Raw genomic sequence first — 21796 nt, forward strand, 5'->3', positions numbered from 1 at the left:
ACATGCGCATGGGCAAGACGCGAAAGCAACCGCCGAATGGCGATGTCAGCGTCCCGCAATCGTCATGCCTTCGATGGCAAGCGTGGGTGCTGCCACACCATATTTGCGGTCCACGTCGTTAGCGGGCGTGACGCGCATAAACATGTTCTTGAGGTTGGAAGCGATCGTCACCTCTGAGACGGCGAAAGAGGTTTCCCCGTTCTCGATCCAGAAACCGCTTGCGCCACAGCTATATTCACCGGTGATCATATTGGCGCCGTGGCCGATCAGTTCGGTGACGTAAAAACCCGTGCCGACCTGACGGATCAGGTCTTGCGGCGAGATGTCGCCAGGTTCCAAGGCCAGGTTGGTGGATGCGGGCGATACGGAGGTCCCGCCTCGAACGCCACGACCATTGGTTTCAAGACCGATTTCCCGCGCGGTAGAGGTGGAGAGGAACCAGTGGTTCAAGACACCATCCTCGATCATCACCAGCTTTTCACCCCGTACGCCCTCGCCATCGAACGGACGCGAGGACGGGCCGCGGATGATCTGCGGATCGTCCGTGATGGAGAGGCCCTTTTTCAGGATCTGCTGGCCCATCTTGTCGCGCAGGAAACTGGTTTTACGCGCTACCGATGCGCCATTGATCGCGCCCGCAATCGAGCCGACAAAGCCACGCGCAATGCGAGGATCGAACACAACCGTGATGTTGCTGCCGGTATCGATCTGTCTTGGATTAACACGCCTGACGACCCTTTCGCCCGCCCGGCGTCCGATGTCTTCCGGTGCATCGAGGTCGGCGAAATAAAGACGGCTGTCGTAATCGTAGTCGCGCTCCATCTTCGTGCCTTCACCAGCAATGACGCTGACGGAGCGGCCGAAACGGCTACCCATATAGCTGCCGGAAAAGCCGTGAGAGGTGACAAGCACAAGGCCACCCATGCCGCTCGAGGCACCGGCTCCGGAGGAGTTCGACACGCCCTTCACCGCAAGTGCTGCCTCTTCTGCTGCCAGCGCCGCATCGCGAAGCTGGTCGGTGGAGACCTCCGTCGGATCGAACAATTGAAGGTCGTCATAGGATGTCGCAAGACGCTCCTTGTCGGCAAGACACGCAAAGGGATCTTCTGGCGAAACCTTGGCCATCGCAACGGCGCGCTCCGCAAGCGTCGTCAGGTCGAAGCCGGGATTGGCCGAAACGCTCGCAACCCGCTTTCCGACGAAGACGCGCAAGGAAAAATCGTCGCTCTCGGAGGATTCTGTGCTTTCGACCTTTCCGAGCCTGACGCCCACCGACTGCGAACGGGAGCGCACGATCACGGCATCCGCCTCATCGGCACCGGCGCGCTTGGCCAGAGTGACGAGTTCGCTTGCACGGTCTAGAAGCTTGGAAGAATCGATTTCTGAGGACATGAGGCGGGCCTTTCGTTGACCTTCATTTATGGCCGAGCTTTTGCCGCATCAAGGTCAAAGCGCCATTTCACCTGCATTTGAGCAGAAGCGCTCAGATATCCAGGCCACGCCCCCGGTGAAACAGCTCGATCTGCATGTCGATCTGCCGCTTCAGGTCGTCCTTGATGCCATCCGATTCGGCCAGCACCTCGTGGGCCTTGAGGAAATCCAGCACACGAAAACGGTTGACCGGCGGGCGCAGGAAAATATGCGGCGGGCGCATGCGCAGCTTCAGTCCGATGGCCGATTGCATCATCAACTGGCTGGCGCCGAAAAGGCTTTCGATTCGGTTTGGCATGGTGGTGCCGTCCCCCTCCGGTCCGCCCACGACATCGACAGCAATAACGATATCGGCATCGTCGAGGAGATGCTCGTAGGGAACGGGATTGAAGATCCCGCCATCGATCATGATGCGGTCATTCATGCGGATCGGCATGAAGAGAGCTGGAATGGCGGCGGAGGCCGCAAGCGCCTGGCGCAGATCGCCGTCCTGGCAGATGACTTCCATCTGTGCGTAGTAGTCGGTTGCGATCACCTTCAGCGGAACACCGAGTTCGGCGAAATCGCGCGGCAGTGCGGAGGGTAAAAGCGCATCGAGAATGAGTTCAAGATTGAACTGGCCCAAACGAAAGCCGAAGGCGGCATGGCGCATGGAGGCAGGACCGAGGCTCCAGAGCTTGTTGGCGACGCTGCCCTTTTTGCCCATCAGCGCCAGCGTGTAATCGCGAATGTCCTTGCCGCTCATCCCGGCGGCCATACCGGCGCCCATGATGCCGCCGATGGAGGCTCCGGCAATGGCGCTTGGGCGAATGCCGAGTTCATCCATCGCTTCGATAACATTGATGTGGCAGATGCCACGTGCACCGCCGCCACCGAAAGCCACCGCAAAGGTGGGATCGCTTCTTTCCGTTGCCGTTTCTTTGCGCTTACGCTTTTTGTCGGAGAGTTTCTTTTTCTTCGCAGCCACGAGAACAGCCTCATTTCCTGTCATGCGATCGCGCCTCAGCAATGCATCTGGGCAAAGCGACGCGACGGTCATACTGAGACTGGCTCTATGACATAAAGACGACAGGACAGTGACGCGGAGGTCTCCTCTCGCGTCCACTGAGGTGCTTCAGGGCTCGTAGCGGTAGAAATGCATTTTGGTATCGCCGAAGGTGCGGCTTTCCAGCGGCTTGAAGACGGGATCGACCATCACGGCCACATCGCCTTGCTCTTCCAGAATCGCCAGCGCACCAGGTACGAGCCAACCGCCGAGATGGGCGGCCTGGAAGGCCTTCTCACCTAACGCCTGACCATAGGGCGGATCGGCGAAGAGAAGGTCGAAGGGCTCGATATTGTTGACCCCACCAAGCTTCGTCGCATCGCGGCGCAGGATTCGAGCGCGGCCGTGCAGCCCGAGCGCATCGATGTTCTCCCACAAAAGCCCCCTGCCCTCGACGCCGTTTTCCACAAAAAGGGCAACACGACAGCCGCGCGAGAGCGCTTCCAGACCAACGGCACCGGTGCCTGCGAAAACATCGAGAATGCGGGTGCCGTCCAGGCTTTCGGGGTAAGCATGGCTCAGAATATTGAACAGGCTTTCCCGCGTCCGGTCGATCGTGGGTCTGATGGCATTCGACTTGGGCGCGGCCAGACTGCGGCCGCGAAACTCACCGCCAACGATCCGCATTACGCGCCGTTCCCTCGCGAGCCGCCTCTTGGGCCGGACGGTCTACCGCCCGATGGCTTGCCACCGGGACCACGACCGCCGCCTCCCGACGGTTTGCCACCTTGACCCTTGCCGCCGGAACCTCTGCTGCCGCCCTTGCCGCCAAAGCCCTTCGGGCCGCTGCCGCCTTCAGAGCGTTCGCCGCGCGGCTTGCCGAAGCCAGGCTTGCCGCCCGATGGTCTTCCACCGGAGGGCTTGCCGCCGCGGGGCTTGTCGCCAAAGGGACGTTCGCTGCGTGCTGGACGATCGCCGTCCTCACGCGGCTTGCGATCACCAAAGGAGCGGTCAGTACGGGCAGGACGATCGTCGAACGAACGGGCTGGCCGATCCGAACGCTCGGTTCTGTCGCCGGAGGACTTTTCGCCGAAGGATCTTTCGCCCCGGGGGCGGTCATTGCGTGGGCGCTCACTGCGCTCGCCATCTTCGCGCGGCTTGCGGTCACCGAAGGGACGATCACCGAACTTGCGCTCACCACGAGGCTTATCCCCGAACGAACCACGCGCGGGACGATCGCCCGCTTCACGTGGCTTGCGATCGCCGAAGGAGCGATCACCACGGCCACGACCGCGACCTTCATCACGCCCGGCCTCGTTGCTCGAATCGGAACGAATCCATTCGCCCTCATCATCGGCGTGGCGCACGACTGCGCGGCGGGCCTCAGCCTGTGCCGATGGCTGCTTGAAAGCGCTTTCGGCTTCGGCACGCGCGGAGAGCTTACGGGCCTTGCCATCACGGGTCGGCTTGGCGCCAGGCGCCATCCAGACATTGGCGGTGCGGTTGCTACCGAGCGGCGGACGCTTCGGACCGCGATCGTCGGTCTCGGCTTCGTCCCTGCCCTTCCCGGCAAACTTGCCGCCGGGCTTGCCGCCTGCCTTGGGTGCGAACTTGCCAGCAGGCTTATCGGAGCGCTTTCCATCGAAACGACCGGAAGAACGCTCGTCGCCGTCGCGCGGATTGCGGTCGCCGGCAGCCTGCTTGCCCCACTCGGCTTTGGCCGGCTTGGCGGGCGCCTCTTCCTCGTCCTCTTCGGACTTGTGATCATAGATCGGCGCATCGAAATTGGCGCCGGCAGCCTCGATCAGGCGCGGTCCAAGCTGGTCGCGCAGCATACGACCGCGAACCTCGATGACATGACCTTCCGGCAGATCGCCCAGCTGGAAGGGTCCATAGGATACGCGGATCAGGCGGTTGACCTCAAGACCAAGGGCGCCGAGCACGTTCTTGATTTCGCGGTTCTTGCCTTCACGAAGGCCCATGCTGATCCAGACGTTGTGACCTTGCGTGCGGTCGAGCGTCGCGTCGATCGCGCCATAGAGCACGCCGTCCACCGCAATGCCGTCCTTCAGCTTGTCGAGTGCTGCCTGATCGACCTCGCCATGGGCGCGCACGCGGTAGCGGCGCAGCCAGCCAGTGGTCGGCAGTTCAAGCACACGGGACAGGCCGCCATCATTGGTCAGCAGCAGCAGGCCTTCGGTATTGATGTCGAGACGACCGATTGAGAGAACGCGCGGCAGTTCCTTCGGCAGGTTGTCGAAGACGGTCGGACGACCTTCCGGATCGGAGTTGGTGGTCACGAGGCCAGCAGGCTTGTGATAGAGCCACAGGCGCGTGCGCTCAGCGCCACGGATCGGAACGCCATCGACTTCGATCTTGTCATCCAGCGTCGCATTGACGACTGGGCTATCCAGCTTGACGCCGTTTAAAGACACGCGACCTTCCATGATCATGCGCTCGACATCGCGGCGCGAGGCTACACCTGCGCGCGCCATGATCTTGGAAATGCGTTCCGGCTTGGAGGCGACCGTTTCTACCACGGCTGCTGCTTCCGGCTTTTCTTTAAAAGTCTTCTTGTCACGTCCCGCCGACGCGTCAGATGACGGCTTTGCCGATGATTTCGGCTTCCTGTCACGGTCGAACGTCTTGCCACCGGCGCGCTTCGGCTTGTCTTTGAATGTCATTTGTTGTTTGCCTGTTGTTTGCCGTGTCCTATCAGGTCACGCGGCGACGGTTAAGAGGAAATTGCAAGAAGCATGGCGGAAACGATGCATTTCATGGACATTGCGCTGGAAGAAGCGCAGGCAGCGGGTGCGCGTGGCGAAGTGCCGATCGGTGCCGTCCTCGTTTATGAAGGCCGCGTGCTTGCCCGTTCCGGCAATCGCACGCGTGAATTGAACGACGTTACCGCCCATGCCGAAATTGCCGTGATGCGAATGGCCTGCGAAGAGCTTGGCCAGGAGCGGCTGCCCGGTGCCGATCTTTACGTCACGCTGGAGCCCTGCACTATGTGCGCAGCGGCAATCTCGTTTGCCCGCATCCGCCGTCTCTATTATGGCGCGAACGACCCGAAGGGCGGCGGCGTTGAGAGCGGCGTTCGCTTCTACAACCAGTCGACCTGCCATCATGCACCGGAGGTCTATTCCGGCTTTGCCGAGGTGGAGAGTGCCGAAATTCTGCGGGCCTTCTTTCAAAACAAGCGCGACTGAAGGCGCTGAACATCAATCGCCTGAGGCAAAAGCCTTGAGCGCGTCACCGGAAAGACGGTACCGCACCCATTCGTCCTGCGCCTCGGCACCAATGGCCTGATAGACGCGAATGGCCGGTTCGTTCCAATCCAGAACGCTCCACTCGAAACGACCACAGCCTTTTTCCACTGCAATGGCAGCCAAACGCTTCAACAGCGCCTTCCCAGCGCCGGAGCCACGCGCATCGGGCGTGACATAGAGGTCTTCCAGATAAAGGCCGTTCCGGGAAAGCCATGTGGAGTAGCTGAGGAACCAGACGGCGAAGCCGATCGGCTGACCCTCGCGCTCGCAGATCAGCGCAGAGGTAACGGAGCCCTCACCGAAAATGGAGGCCGTGATGCTTTCGACAGTGGCCTTCACCTCGTGCTCGGCGTTCTCGTAGATGGCCAACTCACGAATGAAGCGCAAAATGGTGGGCGCATCGGCGGCAATCGCGTCCCTGATCAGCAGCGTCACGACAAACTCCGTAGACAAAGATACCGAAAACAAAAACGCGACGTCAGAAGCGTCGCGTTTGTAAGATGAACCTTGGGAGGATTACTGGAAGGGGTTCCACCAGCTTTTGCCGGTTCCGGCCAGAGCAGCGTTCTTCTTGCGCTCTTTCTCCTTCTTCAGCTCAGGCTCGCCGAGATCGGCCAGTTGATCCTGGGAAACATTGCGGTACTCGACTGGAGGATCGGTCAGATACTTGCGCGTATTGGTGTTGACCACCGTACCTCCCTGCGCATCGGCCTTGGCCTTGCGGAAGGCTTCCCACTTCTGGGTTTCTGTCATCTGGCCGTTGGTGCCATTGCCAGCCAAGAGCGGCGAACGATAATTCGGGTTGTCCTTGTTGGCCTCGGCTTCCGCACGAAGACGCTCACGTGCCTCTTCCGGAGTTTCGGGCCACTGCGGATTGGTCTCGCGGTTGGCAAGGCTCTGTTGTGGCTGAGCCAATTGCTCGGCACGGGCCTGGGCCGGTACGACAAGACCCGGGCGCGGATTGTACTTCACATTCCGCTTGGTCTGATCACCGGTGATCGAGGTGGCGTTACCAAGATCGTCCAGGAGCTGTTCGCTTGCAGACTTGCCCGTACCATAGGTCGGGCTGGTGCACGCGCTCAGCGCCAGGCAGGCAAAGGAAATGCCTGCCACGGTGCGATACATGCGAAAACTCTGCGTCATGCTCATGAAACCCTTCCGCCCAAGAACGCCGCGCGGCACGAATGACGCAAAACAGACGCTCTACATATTAAAACCACGCGATATGCCTGACGAAAATCACCCTGATCTTCTTATGCGCGCGCGGCTGTCCCGACGACCGGATGCACCCCTTGATGCGCAATTCCGACCATTTTCAGGCAGGTTTACCGGATGAAGGGCAAAAGCGCAATTCATCCGGCAATTTTCTTGAGCAAACGAGGTTTCAGACGCCGACGCCCAGTTCGCGCAGCGCTGCCGCGTCCCGGGCCGAAACGTCCGGGTATTGCGGGTCGGAGCCAACATCGGTCGTGATCCGCCAGGAGCGAGCGCATTTCTGCCCTTCCGCCAGCTTCTGCTCAACCGCGACCTTCTGCACCTCACCGAGACGGAATGCATCCGCCGGACCTTCGCCCGCAACCACGGAGATTGCCGAGGTGATGCAGATCTCTGCGAAGTCCTGGCCTTCAAGTGCCGCCATCAGCTCCGGATCGGCAATATGGACCACCGGTGCCGCTTCCAGCGAGGAACCAATGCGCTTTTCCCGTCGCTCGACTTCCAGCGCGCCGGTGACCACCGTGCGAACCTTGCGGATCTTCTCCCACTTGGTATCGACTGCCGGGCTGTGCCATTCTGCCGGGATGGTCGGGAACTGTTCAAGATGAACAGACTCGGCGCCCGGATGGCGCGAAAGCCAGGCTTCCTCGGTGGTAAATGGCAGCATCGGTGCCAGCCATGTCACGAGGCAATCGAAAAGCTTGGCGATCACGTAGAGCGCCGAGCGGCGCTTCAATGAAGACGGCGCATCGCAGTAGAGCGCATCCTTGCGGATATCGAAGTAGAAGGCCGAGAGCTCGACGTTGGAGAAATCCACCAGCGCACGGGCGATCTTCTTGAACTCGAAACTGTCGTAGCCTTCGCGTACTACCTTATCGAGCTCGCTCAAGCGGTGCAGAACGAGCTTTTCCAGTTCCGGCAGATCGGCATAGGCGATCTCCTCGCCCTTGTCGTGGGCGAGCGTGCCGAGCATCCAGCGGATGGTGTTGCGCAGTTTGCGATAGGCATCGACATTGGTCTGGATGATCGCCTTACCGAGACGCTGATCGTCCCAGTAATCGGTGGTCATGACCCAAAGGCGCAAGATATCGGCGCCCGCATCCTTCATCACATCCTGGGGCGCAACGACGTTGCCCTTGGACTTCGACATCTTCTCGCCCTTCTCATCCATGGTGAAGCCATGGGTGACGACGGCGTTGTAGGGCGCGCGGCCACGCGTCGCGCAGCTTTCCAGCAGCGACGAATGGAACCAGCCGCGATGCTGGTCTGAGCCTTCGAGATAGACGTCCGCCGGCCACTTCAGGTCCGGGCGGTCTTCCAGCGTGAAGGTATGGGTGGAGCCCGAGTCGAACCAGACATCGAGAATGTCCATGACCTGGTGCCACTTGGCGTGGTCATGGTCGTTGCCCAGGAACCGCTCCTTGGCGCCTTCGGCGAACCAGGCATCGGCACCTTCAGCTTCAAAAGCATCGAGGATGCGGGCGTTGACGGCTTCGTCCAAAAGCACCTCGCCCTTGTCATCGGCAAAGACGGCGATCGGAACGCCCCAGGCGCGCTGACGCGACAGGACCCAGTCCGGGCGGTTTTCGATCATGGCGCGCAGGCGGTTCTGGCCACCGGCTGGAACAAAACGCGTGTCGTCGATTGCAGACAGGGCTCTCGAGCGCAGCGTGGTGCCATCGCCCAGTTCCTTGTCCATATAGACGAACCATTGCGGCGTGTTGCGGAAGATGACCGGCTTCTTGGAGCGCCAGCTATGCGGATAGCTGTGCTTCAGGCGTCCACGGGCAAACAGGTTGTTGGCCGCGATCAGCGCCTTGATGACGCGCTCATTGGCATCGCCCTTCTTGCCGTTATCGTCCATGACACGGGCAGCGCCGCCCTCTGCCGAGGGGCCGAAGCCGGGGGCATCTTCCGTGTAGAAGCCATCATCACCGACGGTGAAGGGGATCTTTGCCGAGATGCCGCGCGCTTCCAGCTGGCGCGCCTGCGCCATCCAGGCGTCAAAGTCCTCGCGACCGTGACCGGGAGCGGTGTGCACGAAGCCCGTACCGGCATCGTCGGTGACGTGATCGCCATCGAGCAGCGGCACCTTGAAATCGTAGCCGAGACCAGCAAGCGGATGGGCGCTGACAAGATTGCCTAGCTCGTCGGAAGAAACATCCCGGACGCGCTTGAATTCCAGCTTCGCCTTGGCAAAGCATTCGGCTGCCAGCTTGTCGGCAAAGACGAGCTTCTCGCCCGGCTGCGGGCCAAAATCGTTGGCAGCAGCCGTGACTTCGTAAAGGCCATACTGGATGCGCGACGAGAAGGAGATCGCGCGGTTGCCCGGGATCGTCCATGGCGTCGTGGTCCAAATGACGATCGAGGCGCCTTCAAGCTCAGCCGAACCCTCGACGACCGGGAATTTCACCCAGATCGTGTCGCTTTCGACATCGTGATACTCGACTTCCGCTTCCGCCAGCGCCGTGCGCTCGACGACCGACCACATGACAGGCTTGGACCCGCGATAGAGCTGGCCGCTCTTGGCGATCTTCAACAGCTCGCCGGCGATGCGCGCTTCGGCGTGGAAGTTCATCGTCGTGTAGGGATTGTCGAAATCGCCTTCGATACCGAGACGCTTGAACTCTTCCGACTGAACCTTGATCCAGCCAGCGGCAAAGTCACGGCATTCCTTGCGGAATTCGTTGATCGGAACCTCGTCCTTGTTCTTGCCCTTGGCGCGGTAGGCTTCCTCGATCTTCCATTCGATCGGCAGGCCGTGGCAATCCCAACCGGGGACATAGTTGGAGTCGTAACCACGCATCTGGAAGGAACGGGTGATGACGTCCTTCAGGATCTTGTTCAGCGCGTGGCCGATGTGGATGTTGCCGTTTGCGTAAGGAGGGCCATCATGCAGCACGAACTTCTCGCGGCCGGCGGCGGAGGCGCGCAGCTTCTTGTAGAGGTCCATTTGCTGCCAGCGCTTGACTAGCTCCGGCTCTTTTTGCGGCAGACCGGCGCGCATCGGGAAGTCCGTCTGCGGCAGGTAAAGCGTTGCGGAGTAATCGATTTTTTCTGCGGTGTCGTTCATGATCGTACCATTATCGCGGCGCCGAATGAGGCTCGCGCCGTCTCATCAAAAAAAGAGGGCTTAGCGAAGGCGCCTGGATTGTCTGACGCATGTCCGGACGACATGCTTGAGACAAGCGCCAAAATCCCGGACCTTCCGGCTCTCAGAGCGGGCGGAAGGCCGGGCCAATAATTCGGGATATGAACGTCGACCGATATTGGATCATGGCCGGTTGTTTAGGACGTTTCAGCCTGTTTGAAAAGGGAATTGATCGCAGGAGTGGCCCGCTTCGTCAAAAAGCGATCTTGGCATCCACTTCGCTGAGCGGCGTGACACCTGAAAGAAGCGCTCTTGCCTCCTCCTCGTCCTTCTTCATCTGAACGACGAGCGCCTCCAGCCCATCAAATTTCAGCTCATCGCGCAGGTGGCCGAAGAAGGAAACCGAGCAGACCTGGCCGTAAAGATCGCCGCTGAAATCGAAGACGAAGGTTTCAAGAAGGGCTGCGCCATTCTCTGTTACCGTTGGGCGATAGCCGAAGCTTGCCACACCGTCATGCAGCGTTCCGTCGGCCGGTCTGAAGCGCACCGCATAGATTCCAGGCTTCAACTCCGTTTCGGGTGGCAGCGCCATGTTGGCTGTCGGGTAACCGAGTGTGCGGCCAAGCTGCTGCCCGCGAATAACTTCTGCTTCCACCGTGAAGCGATAGCCAAGCAGACCAGCGGCACCGACCACATCGCCCTTGGCCAGACAGTCCCGAATACGGCTTGATGAAATCACGTCCGAGCCCTCATCACGAAACGAATCTACCAGCGTCACATCGAAGCCATGGCGCTTGCCGGCCTGCATCAGAAAGGCCGGACCACCCTCGCGGCCCTTGCCGAAATGGAAATCGACGCCGGTGACGACGCCACCAGCACCCAGCCAGTCGACCAGAATGGACTTGACGAAGTCTTCTGCCGAACGCTGCGAGAATGTCTTGTCGAAGGGATATTCGATGACGGATTGAAAGCCCTCCGCCTCCAGAAGGCGGGCTTTCAGCGGCGCCGGCGTCAGACGAAAGACCGGCGTCTCCGGCCGGAAAACCGTGCGCGGATGCGGCTCGAATGTCAGGACAAGGGCTGCAACGCCGCGCGATCTTGCAAGCTCCAGCGCCTGATCCAGCACGGCGCGATGGCCGCGATGCACACCATCGAAATTACCGATCGCGACAACGCCACCCTTCAATGCGTCCGGAAGCGGTTCTTTCTTCTCATTGCGATGGAACACGGTCATCGGAAACTTTCTAAAGCGTGTCGCGCAAAAGTGGCCATCGGTTTTGCGATAACGACATGCGACAAACAAGGACCTAAAGCGTAAAGCGCGGATCTGAAAGATCGCGACTCGCTTTAGGCCAGACGCGGCATCCACCAGCCGGGCGCCGCATTCTGGCTTTTCAGATAGCTATTAAGAAGCGCCTCATCGATCTCGCCATTCAACGTGTATTCCGCCGCATGAATGCCGCCGCTGATGTAGAGGAGATCGAGACCGGCGGAGATGGCGCCCTTGACGTCGGTCGGCATACCGTCGCCGATTGCCAGAACACGGTCCTTGCTGAACTCGCCGCGCACTTCCTTTGCCGCGGCAAAGCAGGCCTCGTAGATCGGCGCATGCGGTTTGCCGGCAATGCGCACTTCGCCGCCCAACTGTTCGAAGTAGGCCGCCATGGCGCCTGCGCAGGGGATGATGCGCTCGCCACGCTCGACCACCAGATCAGGGTTGGCGCAGATCATCGGCGCGGAGCGGGCGACAAAACCCTTTAGCATCTCGGTATAATCTTCAGGCGTTTCGGTTTCGTCGTCGAAGAAACCAGTGCAGACAACGGCTTCCGCATCGCTCTCACCCACCACCGTCACGTCGAGACCATCGAACAGCGGCATATCGCGCTCGGGACCCAGCAGGAAGACCTTCTTCGGTCCCTCGGCAATCAACTCGCGGGTCACGTCACCCGAGGTGACGATGCGGTCATAGGCCTCATCGGGCACGCCAAGCGCACGCAACTGCGGAATGACGCCGATGGCCGGACGCGGGGAATTGGTGATGAGGACGACAGTCTTGCCGTTCTTGCGCGCTTCGGCCAATGCGACACCGGCTGCGGGAAAAGCGGTCACGCCATTGTGCAGCACGCCCCACACATCGGAGAGGATGACATCGAATTGGGAGGTGATGTCGCCAAGGGTGGCAATGCGGTGGGCCATGAATCTTCCAACTCTTTCCATCATTTTCGAGCTCGTGACATCGCAAAGGCTGGTTGCGATGGCAAGCGAAAAAGACAGCGGGTGCCTGTGCGAAACTAATACCTCAGCCGAGCCAAAGCCGGATGAAACCTGCCCCGATACACAGGCCGAGCACCGGCAGCATACCGAATTTCAGGCGAAACAGCATGATGGCCGAGACGACGAAGAGCGCAAGTGATGCAAGGTCGAGCGAATGCCATTCGGGCAAGGACATGCCGAAATTGATCTGAGGCAGAAGTTCAACCCTTTCGACTTTGCCAAAAAGCACATGCAGACCAAACCAGACCGAAAGATTGAGAATGACGCCCACCACCGCGCCGGTAATGGCGGACAAGGCGCCGGATAAAGCCGCATTGTCTCTCAGCCTTTCCACGTAAGGCGCACCGAGAAATATGAAGATGAAGCTCGGTACGAATGTTGCCCAGGCGGCAACACTTGCGCCCAGAACACCCGCCAGCATCGGATCGAGCATGCCCGGATGCCGAAACGCTGCAAGAAAGCCAATATAGGAAAGAACCAGAACGAGCGGTCCGGGCGTCGCCTCTGCAAGCGCCAGACCGTCCAGCATCTCGCTTGCCGTCATCCAGTGATGCGTTTCCACCGCCACCTGCGCCACATAGGCAAGAACCGCATAGGCGCCACCAAAGGTGACGACTGCAAGCCTTGAGAAGAACTCTTGCAGTTCGATGAGCGAGCTCGGCGCGGCCAGAAGCCAGAACAGCAGAAGCGGCATTTGCCAGATGAGAATGCCGACGAGAACCCCTCGGATCTGCCGCAGCAGGGGTGGCGCCTTGCTTTCGACATCAGGCTTTGTCGAGCGCCCTCCTCGGGCTTTCAGGAAACCCGAAATACCAGCAGCGAGGATAACGAGCGGAAAGGGAACGCCGAAAAAGAACAGAGCAACGAAGGCTGCGGCCGCGATACCGATAAGGAAGCGGCTCTTCAGCGCGCGTTTTGCCACGCGCAGCAAGGCTTCGATGACGATGGCGAGCACGCCTGCCTTCAGACCGAAGAGAAGGGCGGGCAGCCAATGCGTATCCTGATAGAGCGCGTAGGCTGCGGCAAGTGCGACGATGACGAGGAAGCCCGGCAGAACGAAGAGCGTGCCAGCGATGATGCCGCCGCGTCTGCCATGCAGGAGCCATCCGGCATAGGTTGCCAGTTGCTGGGCCTCCGGTCCTGGGAGAAGCATGCAGTAATTCAGCGCGTGCAGGAATCGCTCTTCGGAAAGCCAGCGTTTCTCATCGACCAGCACGCGGTGCATCATGCCGATCTGGCCCGCTGGACCGCCGAAGCTCAACAGGCCGACACGGCCGAAGACAAAAAAGAGTTCCGACAGAGTCGGGTGGGTAGCGGAAGTTTCGGAGCGCAAAAAATCTGTCATGCAATCGCAGTAACCATTTTACATGAAATTTTTCCGACAGGCCGTTCTTGACAGCACCCGACACCCTGCTTATCTCCGTCTCGCTAGCACTCGGCAAATGAGAGTGCTAACATCAATCCAGGCGGGTCGTTTCCGATCCGCGAATGTCATTTGATCGAGGGAATAGACAATGGCAAGCACCAATTTCCGCCCGCTGCACGACCGCGTTGTGGTTCGTCGCGTTGAGTCTGAAGCTAAGACCAAGGGTGGCATCATCATTCCTGATACCGCCAAGGAAAAGCCGCAGGAAGGCGAAATCGTCGCAGTTGGCTCCGGCGCACGCGATGAGTCCGGCAAGATCGTCGCTCTCGACGTCAAGGTCGGCGACCGCATCCTGTTCGGCAAGTGGTCCGGCACGGAAGTAAAGCTCGACGGCGAAGACCTTCTCATCATGAAGGAAGCCGACATCATGGGCATCATCGGCTGATTTAGCCGCCTTCCCCATTTCCGTAATCTGAAGCCGGACACTGTTCCGGCCATTCGAAACCAGGAGTTTTGAAACATGGCAGCCAAAGAAGTAAAATTCGGCCGCTCGGCGCGCGAAAAGATGCTCAAGGGCGTCGACATTCTCGCTGACGCAGTGAAGGTCACGCTCGGCCCGAAGGGTCGTAACGTTGTTATCGACAAGTCCTTCGGCGCACCGCGCATCACCAAGGACGGCGTTTCCGTCGCCAAGGAAATCGAACTGGAAGACAAGTTCGAGAACATGGGCGCACAGATGGTCCGCGAAGTTGCTTCGAAGACCAACGACATCGCCGGTGACGGCACCACGACTGCAACCGTTCTTGCCCAGGCGATCGTTCGCGAAGGCCAGAAGGCTGTTGCAGCCGGCATGAACCCGATGGACCTGAAGCGTGGTATCGACCTCGCTGTTTCAGAAGTCGTCAAGGACCTGCAAGCGAAGGCAAAGAAGATCAACACCTCTGAGGAAGTTGCTCAGGTCGGTACGATCTCCGCTAACGGCGACACGCAGGTTGGCCGCGACATCGCGGAAGCCATGCAGAAGGTTGGCAACGAAGGCGTCATCACCGTCGAAGAAGCCAAGACCGCTGAGACCGAACTCGAAGTCGTCGAAGGCATGCAGTTCGACCGCGGCTACCTGTCGCCTTACTTCGTGACCAACCCTGAGAAGATGATTGCCGACCTGGAAGACGCTTACATTCTCCTTCACGAGAAGAAGCTCTCCAACCTTCAGGCCATGCTTCCAGTTCTCGAAGCCGTTGTTCAGACCGGCAAGCCGCTCGTCATTATCGCTGAAGACGTCGAAGGCGAAGCTCTTGCAACGCTCGTCGTCAACAAGCTGCGTGGCGGCCTCAAGATCGCTGCCGTCAAGGCTCCTGGCTTCGGCGACCGCCGCAAGGCCATGCTCGAAGACATCGCGATCCTGACCGGTGGTACCGTGATCTCCGAAGACCTCGGCATCAAGCTCGAAAATGTCACGCTTGACATGCTCGGCAAGGCCAAGAAGGTTTCCATCTCCAAGGAAAACACCACGATCGTTGACGGCTCCGGCCAGAAGACCGACATCGAAGGCCGCGTTGCCCAGATCAAGGCTCAGATCGAAGAAACCTCTTCCGATTACGACCGCGAAAAGCTGCAGGAACGCCTTGCCAAGCTTGCTGGTGGCGTTGCCGTCATCCGCGTCGGCGGTGCAACGGAAGTTGAAGTGAAGGAGCGCAAGGACCGTATCGACGACGCTCTGAACGCAACCCGCGCTGCTGTTCAAGAAGGCATCGTTGCCGGCGGTGGTACCGCTCTGCTTCGTTCCGCTCAGAAGATCACCGTCAAGGGTGTGAACGATGACCAGGAAGCTGGTATCAACATCGTTCGCCGCGCTCTGCAGTCTCTGGTTCGCCAGATCGCAGACAACGCCGGTGACGAAGCTTCTATCGTTGTTGGCAAGCTTCTCGACAAGGATGACGATAACTTCGGTTACAACGCTCAGACCGGCGAATATGGCGACATGATTGCCATGGGTATCGTCGACCCGGTCAAGGTTGTCCGTACGGCTCTGCAGAACGCAGCTTCGGTTGCTTCGCTGCTGATCACCACGGAAGCCATGATTGCCGAGCTGCCGAAGAAGGACTCCGCAATGCCTGCAATGCCGGGCGGCGGCATGGGCGGCATGGACTTCTAATCAGTCCATTCCCTCTGGAATACGAAAGGGCGGTCTTCGGATCGCCCTTTTTGTTTGGGTCGTTCCGCCGTCGCCATCAAATTCCCCTCAGCTCATTCCAGCATCGCGAGCCATCCATCAGCAGCAACACTCTAGGCCTGCTTGATCTTGGAACGTGCTTACCGCTAAACAAATCCGTCGAATAAAACATCGCCCCCGATGCGAGCATGTGGAACAGGTGTCCCTTGAACAGTGCCGTCGAACTTCCGGTGCAGAAACAGCTCGAGGCCTATAATGCCCGTGACATCGATGAATTCATGCGGTGGTGGGCTGACGACTGTCAGTACTTTGCTTTTCCCTCGACGCTCTTGGCGCGCAACGCTCTCGAAATTCGCGAGCGCCACATCGAGCGCTTCAAAGAACCAGATCTTCATGGGCAACTGCTATCGCGCATAATTCTCGAAGACATGGTCATCGACCACGAGACCGTGACGCGCAATTTTCCCGAAGGACGTGGCGAAGTCGATGTTGTCTATATCTACGAGGTCGCTCTCGGCAAGATCGCAAAGGCGTGGTTCAAGATCGGAAAACCGAGAATCTTGTAGTCCTACCCATAAAGCCCAGCAATAAAGGGCCATTATTTCTCGTTTAACTTTCGCTGCATCAGGCCTCAATATCCTTGCGGAAAAAGACGACGCGCTGCGTCTCCGCAAAACCGAGAGCGGCATGAAACTTTCGGCTCACCTCATTCTCAAGCGGGGCGTCGGAGGCAAACTCCATGCATCCTTGAGACTTACCCCAGTCCCCAACTGCATCACAAAGCAGCCGCGCGATTCCTTGCTTCCGATGCGACGGTAGAACATAAATACCTTCCAGGAAGGCCACGGGCGACGTCTTGCAGCCGTTGACATAATCGTGGCGCAGACTGCCTTCGGCAAAACCGACGATCTCACCCTCCTCGCTTTCACTGAGAAAGGCGATGGCCCTGTCGGCTCTCTGTAAAAAGGTCTCGATGACATCCTCGCGGTGTTGCTCGACGGAGCCGTCCTGCCAGAGTGCAGCGCGTAAACGCGTCCATGAGTCGACATTGTCGATGGTGCCTCTAACAATTTTCATCCTCTCTCCTCCTTGTCATCTGTCTCGCAGCGTCTCCAGCATAAGCAGAGGTCTGTCACCATGCTCGATCGGCACAACGCGTCCGGCTGATTGTTCACTTTTTGAAGACGAAGAGTCTCCGTGCGTTTATCTTTCGTCAATTTAAAAAATCCGTCAGAACTGTCTCCAGAGTTCACGCAACGGCTTGAACGAAAGCTCACAACGGAGACATCAAATGTCCAGCAGTCAGAACGCTCTCGTGCTCGTCGCACGCATCCTTCTTTCCTTCATTTTCGTCTATTCCGGCTTCGGCAAGCTGATGGACCCTGCCGGCACGGCCGGTATGATCACCGGCGCTGGCTTGCCTGCGGCAACCGCTCTTGCTTACCTTGCCGGTTTGTTTGAGCTCGTCACCGGCCTTGCCGTTCTCGTTGGCTTCCAGACCAAGATTGCCGCCTTCGCATTGGCTGCATTCTGCGTCTTCACCGGTCTTGTCTTCCACAGCGGCACCGTTGCCGTTCCCGGCTGGCCAGATGCGGCTCTCGGCTGGATCAACACCCTGAACGGCATCATGCTGATGAAGAACATCACGCTGGCTGGCGCCTATATCCTCCTCGGAGCCTCCGGTGCCGGTGCCTATTCGGTCGACGCGATGCGCGGGCCGAAGCTTGCCCACGCCTGAATTTCAAAGCGGATAAAATGAGCCGTCGGAGCAATCCGACGGTTTTTTCTTTATGTTCGTTCCTTGGGAAAAGCGGGGATCCCGTCGAGATGGTCAACCCAAGCGGCCTTGGAGCGCGCCCAGATCTGCACACGCGGTTCCAACTCGGCTCGTTCATTGATCGAGCCCCACCGTATGCCCCAGGTGCCGTTGTCCTGTTCGGCGCTGCTGAACAGCGGCGCGCCGCAGTCGCCACAGAAATGCATCAGACGGACATTGCCGTTTTCCGCCTTCTTCCTGTAGAGCTTCGGCTCAGCGCCGGTCAGGCTGATGTCCTGGCGCTTCGCTCGCAAGGTCACGCGATAGGGGGAACCCGTCAGACGCTGGCAATCTGTGCAGTGGCAGATGACCACATGCTCCGGATCGACTTCCGCTTCATATCGAACGCTGCCGCAGTGGCACTGGCCTGTGATGCGCATGACATTCTCCTTCATAAGGAGAACAGCATAGACAAAATATGCCCTCAGCCAAGCGCCGTCTTGACGCGCGAGACGATCTCCTGAACGACAGCATCGCCTTCGTGCTCCGCCTTACGGGCACGAACGAAGCAGGCTTCCGACCTCAGGATGATGCCGTCGGTCAGTATCTTCAGGTGGTTTGCCTTCAGCGTCGAACCGGTGGAGGTGATATCAACGATGATATCCGCCTGACCTGCTGCGGGCGCGCCCTCTGTGGCGCCCAGGCTTTCGACGATACGGTAGAGCTGGATGCCATGCTGGCGAGAGAAGAACTGCTGCGTTAGGCGCCAATATTTGGTGGCGATCGCCAGGCGGCGGCCGTGGCGGGCGCGAAACTCGGAGGCGACGTCACCAAGGTCGGCCATGCTATCCACGTCGAGCCAGATTTCCGGAACCGCGACCACCACATCCGCGTGGCCGAAACCAAGCCGGGCGCAGAATTCGACACGACTATCGACGTTGCTCAAGTCTTCGCGCACGAGATCTTCACCCGTCACGCCGAAATCGACAGTGCCGTTGCCAATCTCACGGGCGATCTCGGATGCCGAAAGATAGGCAATCTCGATATCGTCTCGTCCTTCGACACGACCACGATAGGAGCGATCGCTGCCGATCGCGGTGATCTTCAACCCGGCGCGTTCGAGAATGGCCGAGGAGTCGTCCTTCATGCGTCCCTTGGAGGGCAGCGCTATGGTGATGGTCATGCGGAAGTCCTCGCAGCTTCGATGCGGTCCAGCCAGAGCGAGAAACCAACGGCAGGAATCGTGTCCTTGGCGCCCAGCAGCGTCATCAGCCGGTCGAAACGTCCGCCCCCTGCGAGCACGGCCGTTTGCCCCTCCTGCGTGATTTCGAAGACGAGGCCCGTATAGTAGTCCAATGGACGGCCGAAGGCGGCGCCATAGGTCACCGAACAAAGATCGACGCCGCCATTGGCAAGAGCCGCTACGCGGGCATCGAAATCGGAAACGGCCACCCCGAGCTTCAGTTTTGCTTTTTCAGCGAAGTCCGAGAGCGTTTTCGACGCCTCTGACAGAGGCGCCTGGAGGCTGAGGAACTGCTTTAGCAGTTGGAAGCTGTCATCCGGCAGACGGGTGGCGGCAAGCGCCAGCTTCTCGCGAAGGCGTCTTGCAATCTCCTGCGGTGCACGACTTGCATTGGTGGAGTAGCCTGTCTCCTGCATGACGCTGTCGATATAATCGACAAGAACCTTTTCCTCGCCGGTCGCGAGCAGTCCCGCCACGCGGGCATCGAGCCCTGTCATCGGCTTGGGGCTGACAAGGCTTTCGAGCAGCGCATCGAGTTGCGCGGTATCGCCAAAGGCCTGAACGAGACGCTTCTGCCAGCCAAGCGGCAGACCGAGTGCGGCAATCACGGCTTCGAAGACTTTCTGATCTCCCAAACGAGCAGAAAGCGTCTGCCCTGGAAGAAGCCGGTTCAGAATGCCGAAAGCGTCGCCTATCGCGCGCGCATCGGCGGCGGCGACATCGCCATCACCCAGATCTTCGATCCCGGCCTGATAGAACTCGCTTCCACCTTCACGGCGCTGACGAAAGACTTCGCCCAGATAGGCGTAACGCTTCGGCGTGCCGGTTGCCGTTTCGATATGGCGAAGGCAAACGGGGATCGTAAACTCCGGTCGCAGACACAGGCTTTCGCCAGTCTCGCTTTCGGTCAGAAAAATTCGACGGCGCAAATCCTCGCCAGCCATATCCAGGAAGGGCGCGGCAGGCTGAATGACGGGTGTATTGACCCGCATCGTCTTGCGCGCCGCAAACTCGTCCAGCAGCTCTCCGGAAAATTCCGGCATGTCGATCAGGGGCATGAAGCAGTACTTTTCGTCACGGTTCGAGCGGTTGCATCATTTCGATGCGGTTTCCGAAGGGATCATACACATAGAAGCGGTGATATCCTTCCAGTGGCTCATCCTCAACCACAGGGTAGCCTGCGGTTTCAAGTCTTTTTCGAAGCTCTGACAGATCATCGACGACAAAGGCAGGATGCGCTTTGCTAGCCGCGACGAACTCTCCGGCGACGCCGAGATGCACCCGAACATCGCCAGCCACAAACCAGCATCCTCCGCGCCCTGCCAGGTTGGCAGGCTTCTCGACCTCTTCGAGACCGAGAAGGCCGGCATAAAACGCCCGCCCCTTCTCTTCACCCCCTACCGGGATCGCCAGTTGGATGTGATCCAGACGGAGAATGGTCACGGCTGATCAGCCTTCTGCCCGGCGTCGGTCTTCCGCCTGCGCTTCGAGGATTTCCTTCACCTTCGCGACGAGATCGGCTTCGGACACAACGTCCTGCGCCACACGCGCTTCGCGCCATGTCGCATTGTCTTCGATCTCGCCGGACAGGCGCTTGCCTTCGATCAGGTCCTTGATCTGCACCACGCCTTCAGCTCGCTCATCACCGCCCTGGATGATGGCAATCGGGGCGCCCATGCGATCGGCATATTTTAGCTGATTGCCGAACTTCTTCCAGTTGCCCTGATACATTTCGGCACGAATGCCTTCGGCGCGCAGCGCCTGGGTGAAGCGTTGGTAGCGGCCCATGCTCTCCACATCGCCATCCATGACGGTGATGAGAACAGGCGCGAGTGGCTTTGCCTGGCCAAGCTTGCCGAGGTTCTTCAACGCCGTCATCAGGCGCGAGACACCGATCGAGAAACCGGTTGCGGGAACAGGCTGGCCCATGAAGCGCGACACGAGACCATCGTAACGCCCCCCGCCTCCGACCGAGCCGAAGACGACCTTCTCGCCCTTTTCGTTGGTGACATCGAAACTCAATTCGGCTTCGTAAACGGGGCCGGTATAATATTCGAGGCCGCGCACGACCGATGGATCGATCTTGATGCGATCCGCCTTGTAACCGGCACTCGCAACGAGCGCACCGATGACATTGAGTTCCTCGACGCCTTCCTCGCCCTTCGAGGTGCCGGCGACGAGCTTTGCAAGATCGGCAGCACTTGCGGCATAATCCTTGATGCCGACGAAGAAGAGAACCTTTTCAATCTGCGCCTCGTCAAGCCCTGCACCCTTGGTAAAGTCGCCGGATTCATCCTTGCGACCGGGGCCGAGCAGGAGTTTCACGCCTTCGGGCCCGAACTTGTCGAGCTTGTCGATGGCGCGCAGAACGTTCAAACGACGACCGGCATTGCCTTCACCGCCGAGACCGATGGCTTCCATCACACCATCCAGCACCTTGCGGTTGTTGACGCGAATGACATAGTCGCCGCGCTTGATTCCGAGCGCTTCCAGCGTGTCGGCCATCATCATGCACATTTCGGCATCCGCTTGGACGCCAGCGGCACCGACGGTATCGGCGTCGAACTGCATGAACTGGCGGAAGCGGCCGGGGCCTGGCTTCTCATTGCGGAAGACATAGCCCGCGCGATAGGTGCGGTACGGCAGTTGGATCTCGTTGAAGTTTTCCGCAACATGACGGGCAAGCGGCGCTGTGAGATCATAGCGCAAGCTCATCCACTGTTCGTCATCGTCTTGAAGCGAAAACACGCCCTCATTCGGCCGGTCGCTATCGGGCAGGAACTTGCCCAGCGCATCGGTATATTCAAACAGCGGCGTTTCGACGGGATCGAAACCGTAAAGCTCATAGACTTTGCGGATCTTATCGATCATCTCATTGGTGGCATGGATATCGGCAGCCGAACGGTCCACGAAGCCGCGCGGCAGACGGGCTTTCAGTTTCTGAGGCTTTTTTGCTTTTTCGCTCATGATGCCAGTCCAATTGTCTCTTGAAA

At 59.3% G+C, this 21796-nt stretch carries 21 protein-coding genes; 5 read left to right on the top strand and 16 right to left on the bottom strand.

Annotation, left to right across the window (positions count from 1 at the left end; all coding sequences use genetic code 11):
- Window positions 1–45: 45 nt before the first annotated feature.
- From PVA19_RS00360 to PVA19_RS00375, 4 genes are all read right to left on the bottom strand, one after another.
- On the bottom strand, window positions 46–1392 hold the full coding sequence (locus tag PVA19_RS00360) for a TldD/PmbA family protein (RefSeq protein WP_274100827.1): 1347 nt from the start codon (window positions 1390–1392) through the stop codon (window positions 46–48).
- Between the two features lie 91 nt (window positions 1393–1483).
- Entirely contained in the window at window positions 1484–2422 is a 939-nt protein-coding gene (locus PVA19_RS00365; RefSeq protein WP_082447255.1) for a patatin-like phospholipase family protein, read from the bottom strand.
- A gap of 123 nt (window positions 2423–2545) precedes the next feature.
- The gene (rsmD, locus tag PVA19_RS00370) at window positions 2546–3103 is read right to left on the bottom strand and encodes a 16S rRNA (guanine(966)-N(2))-methyltransferase RsmD (protein WP_062438589.1); all 558 of its coding nucleotides are present in this window, start codon (window positions 3101–3103) and stop codon (window positions 2546–2548) included.
- A complete protein-coding gene (locus PVA19_RS00375) occupies window positions 3103–5100 on the bottom strand; it encodes a pseudouridine synthase (RefSeq protein WP_274100828.1) in 1998 nt (665 codons plus the stop codon). The genes rsmD and PVA19_RS00375 overlap by 1 nt, the downstream gene beginning before the upstream one ends.
- 72 nt (window positions 5101–5172) lie before the next feature.
- On the opposite strand from PVA19_RS00375, the gene PVA19_RS00380 reads away from it, so the two are divergent.
- Window positions 5173–5625, top strand: a complete 453-nt coding sequence (locus PVA19_RS00380) for a nucleoside deaminase (protein WP_116493219.1) — start codon at window positions 5173–5175, stop codon at window positions 5623–5625.
- 12 nt (window positions 5626–5637) lie between these two features.
- Here the strand turns inward: PVA19_RS00380 and PVA19_RS00385 are convergent, their stop codons facing one another.
- The 6 genes from PVA19_RS00385 to chrA form a co-directional block, all read right to left on the bottom strand.
- The gene (locus PVA19_RS00385; protein WP_274100829.1) at window positions 5638–6120 is read right to left on the bottom strand and encodes a GNAT family N-acetyltransferase; all 483 of its coding nucleotides are present in this window, start codon (window positions 6118–6120) and stop codon (window positions 5638–5640) included.
- 81 nt (window positions 6121–6201) lie between these two features.
- On the bottom strand, window positions 6202–6834 hold the full coding sequence (locus PVA19_RS00390) for a hypothetical protein (RefSeq protein WP_062425984.1): 633 nt from the start codon (window positions 6832–6834) through the stop codon (window positions 6202–6204).
- Between the two features lie 235 nt (window positions 6835–7069).
- Window positions 7070–9973 carry an isoleucine--tRNA ligase gene (gene ileS, locus PVA19_RS00395; RefSeq protein WP_112955955.1) on the bottom strand — a complete coding sequence of 968 codons (2904 nt, stop codon included), beginning with the start codon at window positions 9971–9973 and terminating at the stop codon, window positions 7070–7072.
- Between the two features lie 271 nt (window positions 9974–10244).
- Window positions 10245–11225 carry a bifunctional riboflavin kinase/FAD synthetase gene (locus tag PVA19_RS00400; RefSeq protein ID WP_274100830.1) on the bottom strand — a complete coding sequence of 327 codons (981 nt, stop codon included), beginning with the start codon at window positions 11223–11225 and terminating at the stop codon, window positions 10245–10247.
- Window positions 11226–11338: 113 nt separating this feature from the next.
- Complete coding sequence (locus PVA19_RS00405) at window positions 11339–12187, bottom strand: TIGR01459 family HAD-type hydrolase (RefSeq protein ID WP_113225484.1); 849 nt, start codon at window positions 12185–12187, stop codon at window positions 11339–11341.
- A gap of 103 nt (window positions 12188–12290) precedes the next feature.
- Window positions 12291–13610 (bottom strand): chromate efflux transporter, encoded by a 1320-nt coding sequence (gene chrA / locus PVA19_RS00410; protein WP_274100831.1) that lies wholly within the window; start codon window positions 13608–13610, stop codon window positions 12291–12293.
- A 169-nt stretch (window positions 13611–13779) separates the two neighbouring features.
- Here chrA and groES point away from each other — a divergent pair, with 169 nt between their 5' ends.
- The 3 genes from groES (at window position 13780) to PVA19_RS00425 (ending at window position 16370) form a co-directional block, all read left to right on the top strand.
- Window positions 13780–14076, top strand: a complete 297-nt coding sequence (gene groES / locus PVA19_RS00415; RefSeq protein ID WP_062425989.1) for a co-chaperone GroES — start codon at window positions 13780–13782, stop codon at window positions 14074–14076.
- Window positions 14077–14151: 75 nt separating this feature from the next.
- On the top strand, window positions 14152–15786 hold the full coding sequence (gene groL, locus PVA19_RS00420) for a chaperonin GroEL (protein ID WP_062425990.1): 1635 nt from the start codon (window positions 14152–14154) through the stop codon (window positions 15784–15786).
- 224 nt (window positions 15787–16010) lie between these two features.
- Entirely contained in the window at window positions 16011–16370 is a 360-nt protein-coding gene (locus PVA19_RS00425) for a nuclear transport factor 2 family protein (protein WP_274100832.1), read from the top strand.
- A gap of 58 nt (window positions 16371–16428) precedes the next feature.
- Here PVA19_RS00425 and aac(6') read toward each other — a convergent pair whose 3' ends face one another.
- Window positions 16429–16881, bottom strand: a complete 453-nt coding sequence (aac(6'), locus tag PVA19_RS00430; protein ID WP_274100833.1) for an aminoglycoside 6'-N-acetyltransferase — start codon at window positions 16879–16881, stop codon at window positions 16429–16431.
- A 214-nt stretch (window positions 16882–17095) separates the two neighbouring features.
- Between aac(6') and PVA19_RS00435 the strand changes: the two genes are divergently transcribed.
- Complete coding sequence (locus PVA19_RS00435; RefSeq protein WP_274100834.1) at window positions 17096–17542, top strand: DoxX family protein; 447 nt, start codon at window positions 17096–17098, stop codon at window positions 17540–17542.
- Between the two features lie 50 nt (window positions 17543–17592).
- Here the strand turns inward: PVA19_RS00435 and PVA19_RS00440 are convergent, their stop codons facing one another.
- The 5 genes from PVA19_RS00440 to hisS are packed head-to-tail and all read right to left on the bottom strand — an operon-like array spanning window position 17593 to window position 21770.
- Window positions 17593–18000, bottom strand: a complete 408-nt coding sequence (locus tag PVA19_RS00440; protein WP_274100835.1) for a GFA family protein — start codon at window positions 17998–18000, stop codon at window positions 17593–17595.
- A 44-nt stretch (window positions 18001–18044) separates the two neighbouring features.
- Window positions 18045–18743 carry an ATP phosphoribosyltransferase gene (gene hisG, locus PVA19_RS00445; RefSeq protein WP_274100836.1) on the bottom strand — a complete coding sequence of 233 codons (699 nt, stop codon included), beginning with the start codon at window positions 18741–18743 and terminating at the stop codon, window positions 18045–18047.
- Window positions 18740–19861: an ATP phosphoribosyltransferase regulatory subunit gene (locus PVA19_RS00450; RefSeq protein WP_274100837.1), complete on the bottom strand. Its 1122-nt coding sequence runs from the start codon at window positions 19859–19861 to the stop codon at window positions 18740–18742. The genes hisG and PVA19_RS00450 overlap by 4 nt, the downstream gene beginning before the upstream one ends.
- Window positions 19862–19877: 16 nt before the next feature.
- On the bottom strand, window positions 19878–20246 hold the full coding sequence (locus PVA19_RS00455; RefSeq protein ID WP_274100838.1) for a VOC family protein: 369 nt from the start codon (window positions 20244–20246) through the stop codon (window positions 19878–19880).
- 6 nt (window positions 20247–20252) lie between these two features.
- Window positions 20253–21770: a histidine--tRNA ligase gene (hisS, locus tag PVA19_RS00460; RefSeq protein WP_274100839.1), complete on the bottom strand. Its 1518-nt coding sequence runs from the start codon at window positions 21768–21770 to the stop codon at window positions 20253–20255.
- Between the last annotated feature and the right edge of the window lie 26 nt (window positions 21771–21796).

The sequence above is a fragment of the Agrobacterium sp. CNPSo 3708 genome (assembly GCF_028674915.1).
GTDB classification, from domain to species: Bacteria; Pseudomonadota; Alphaproteobacteria; order Rhizobiales; family Rhizobiaceae; genus Agrobacterium; species Agrobacterium cavarae.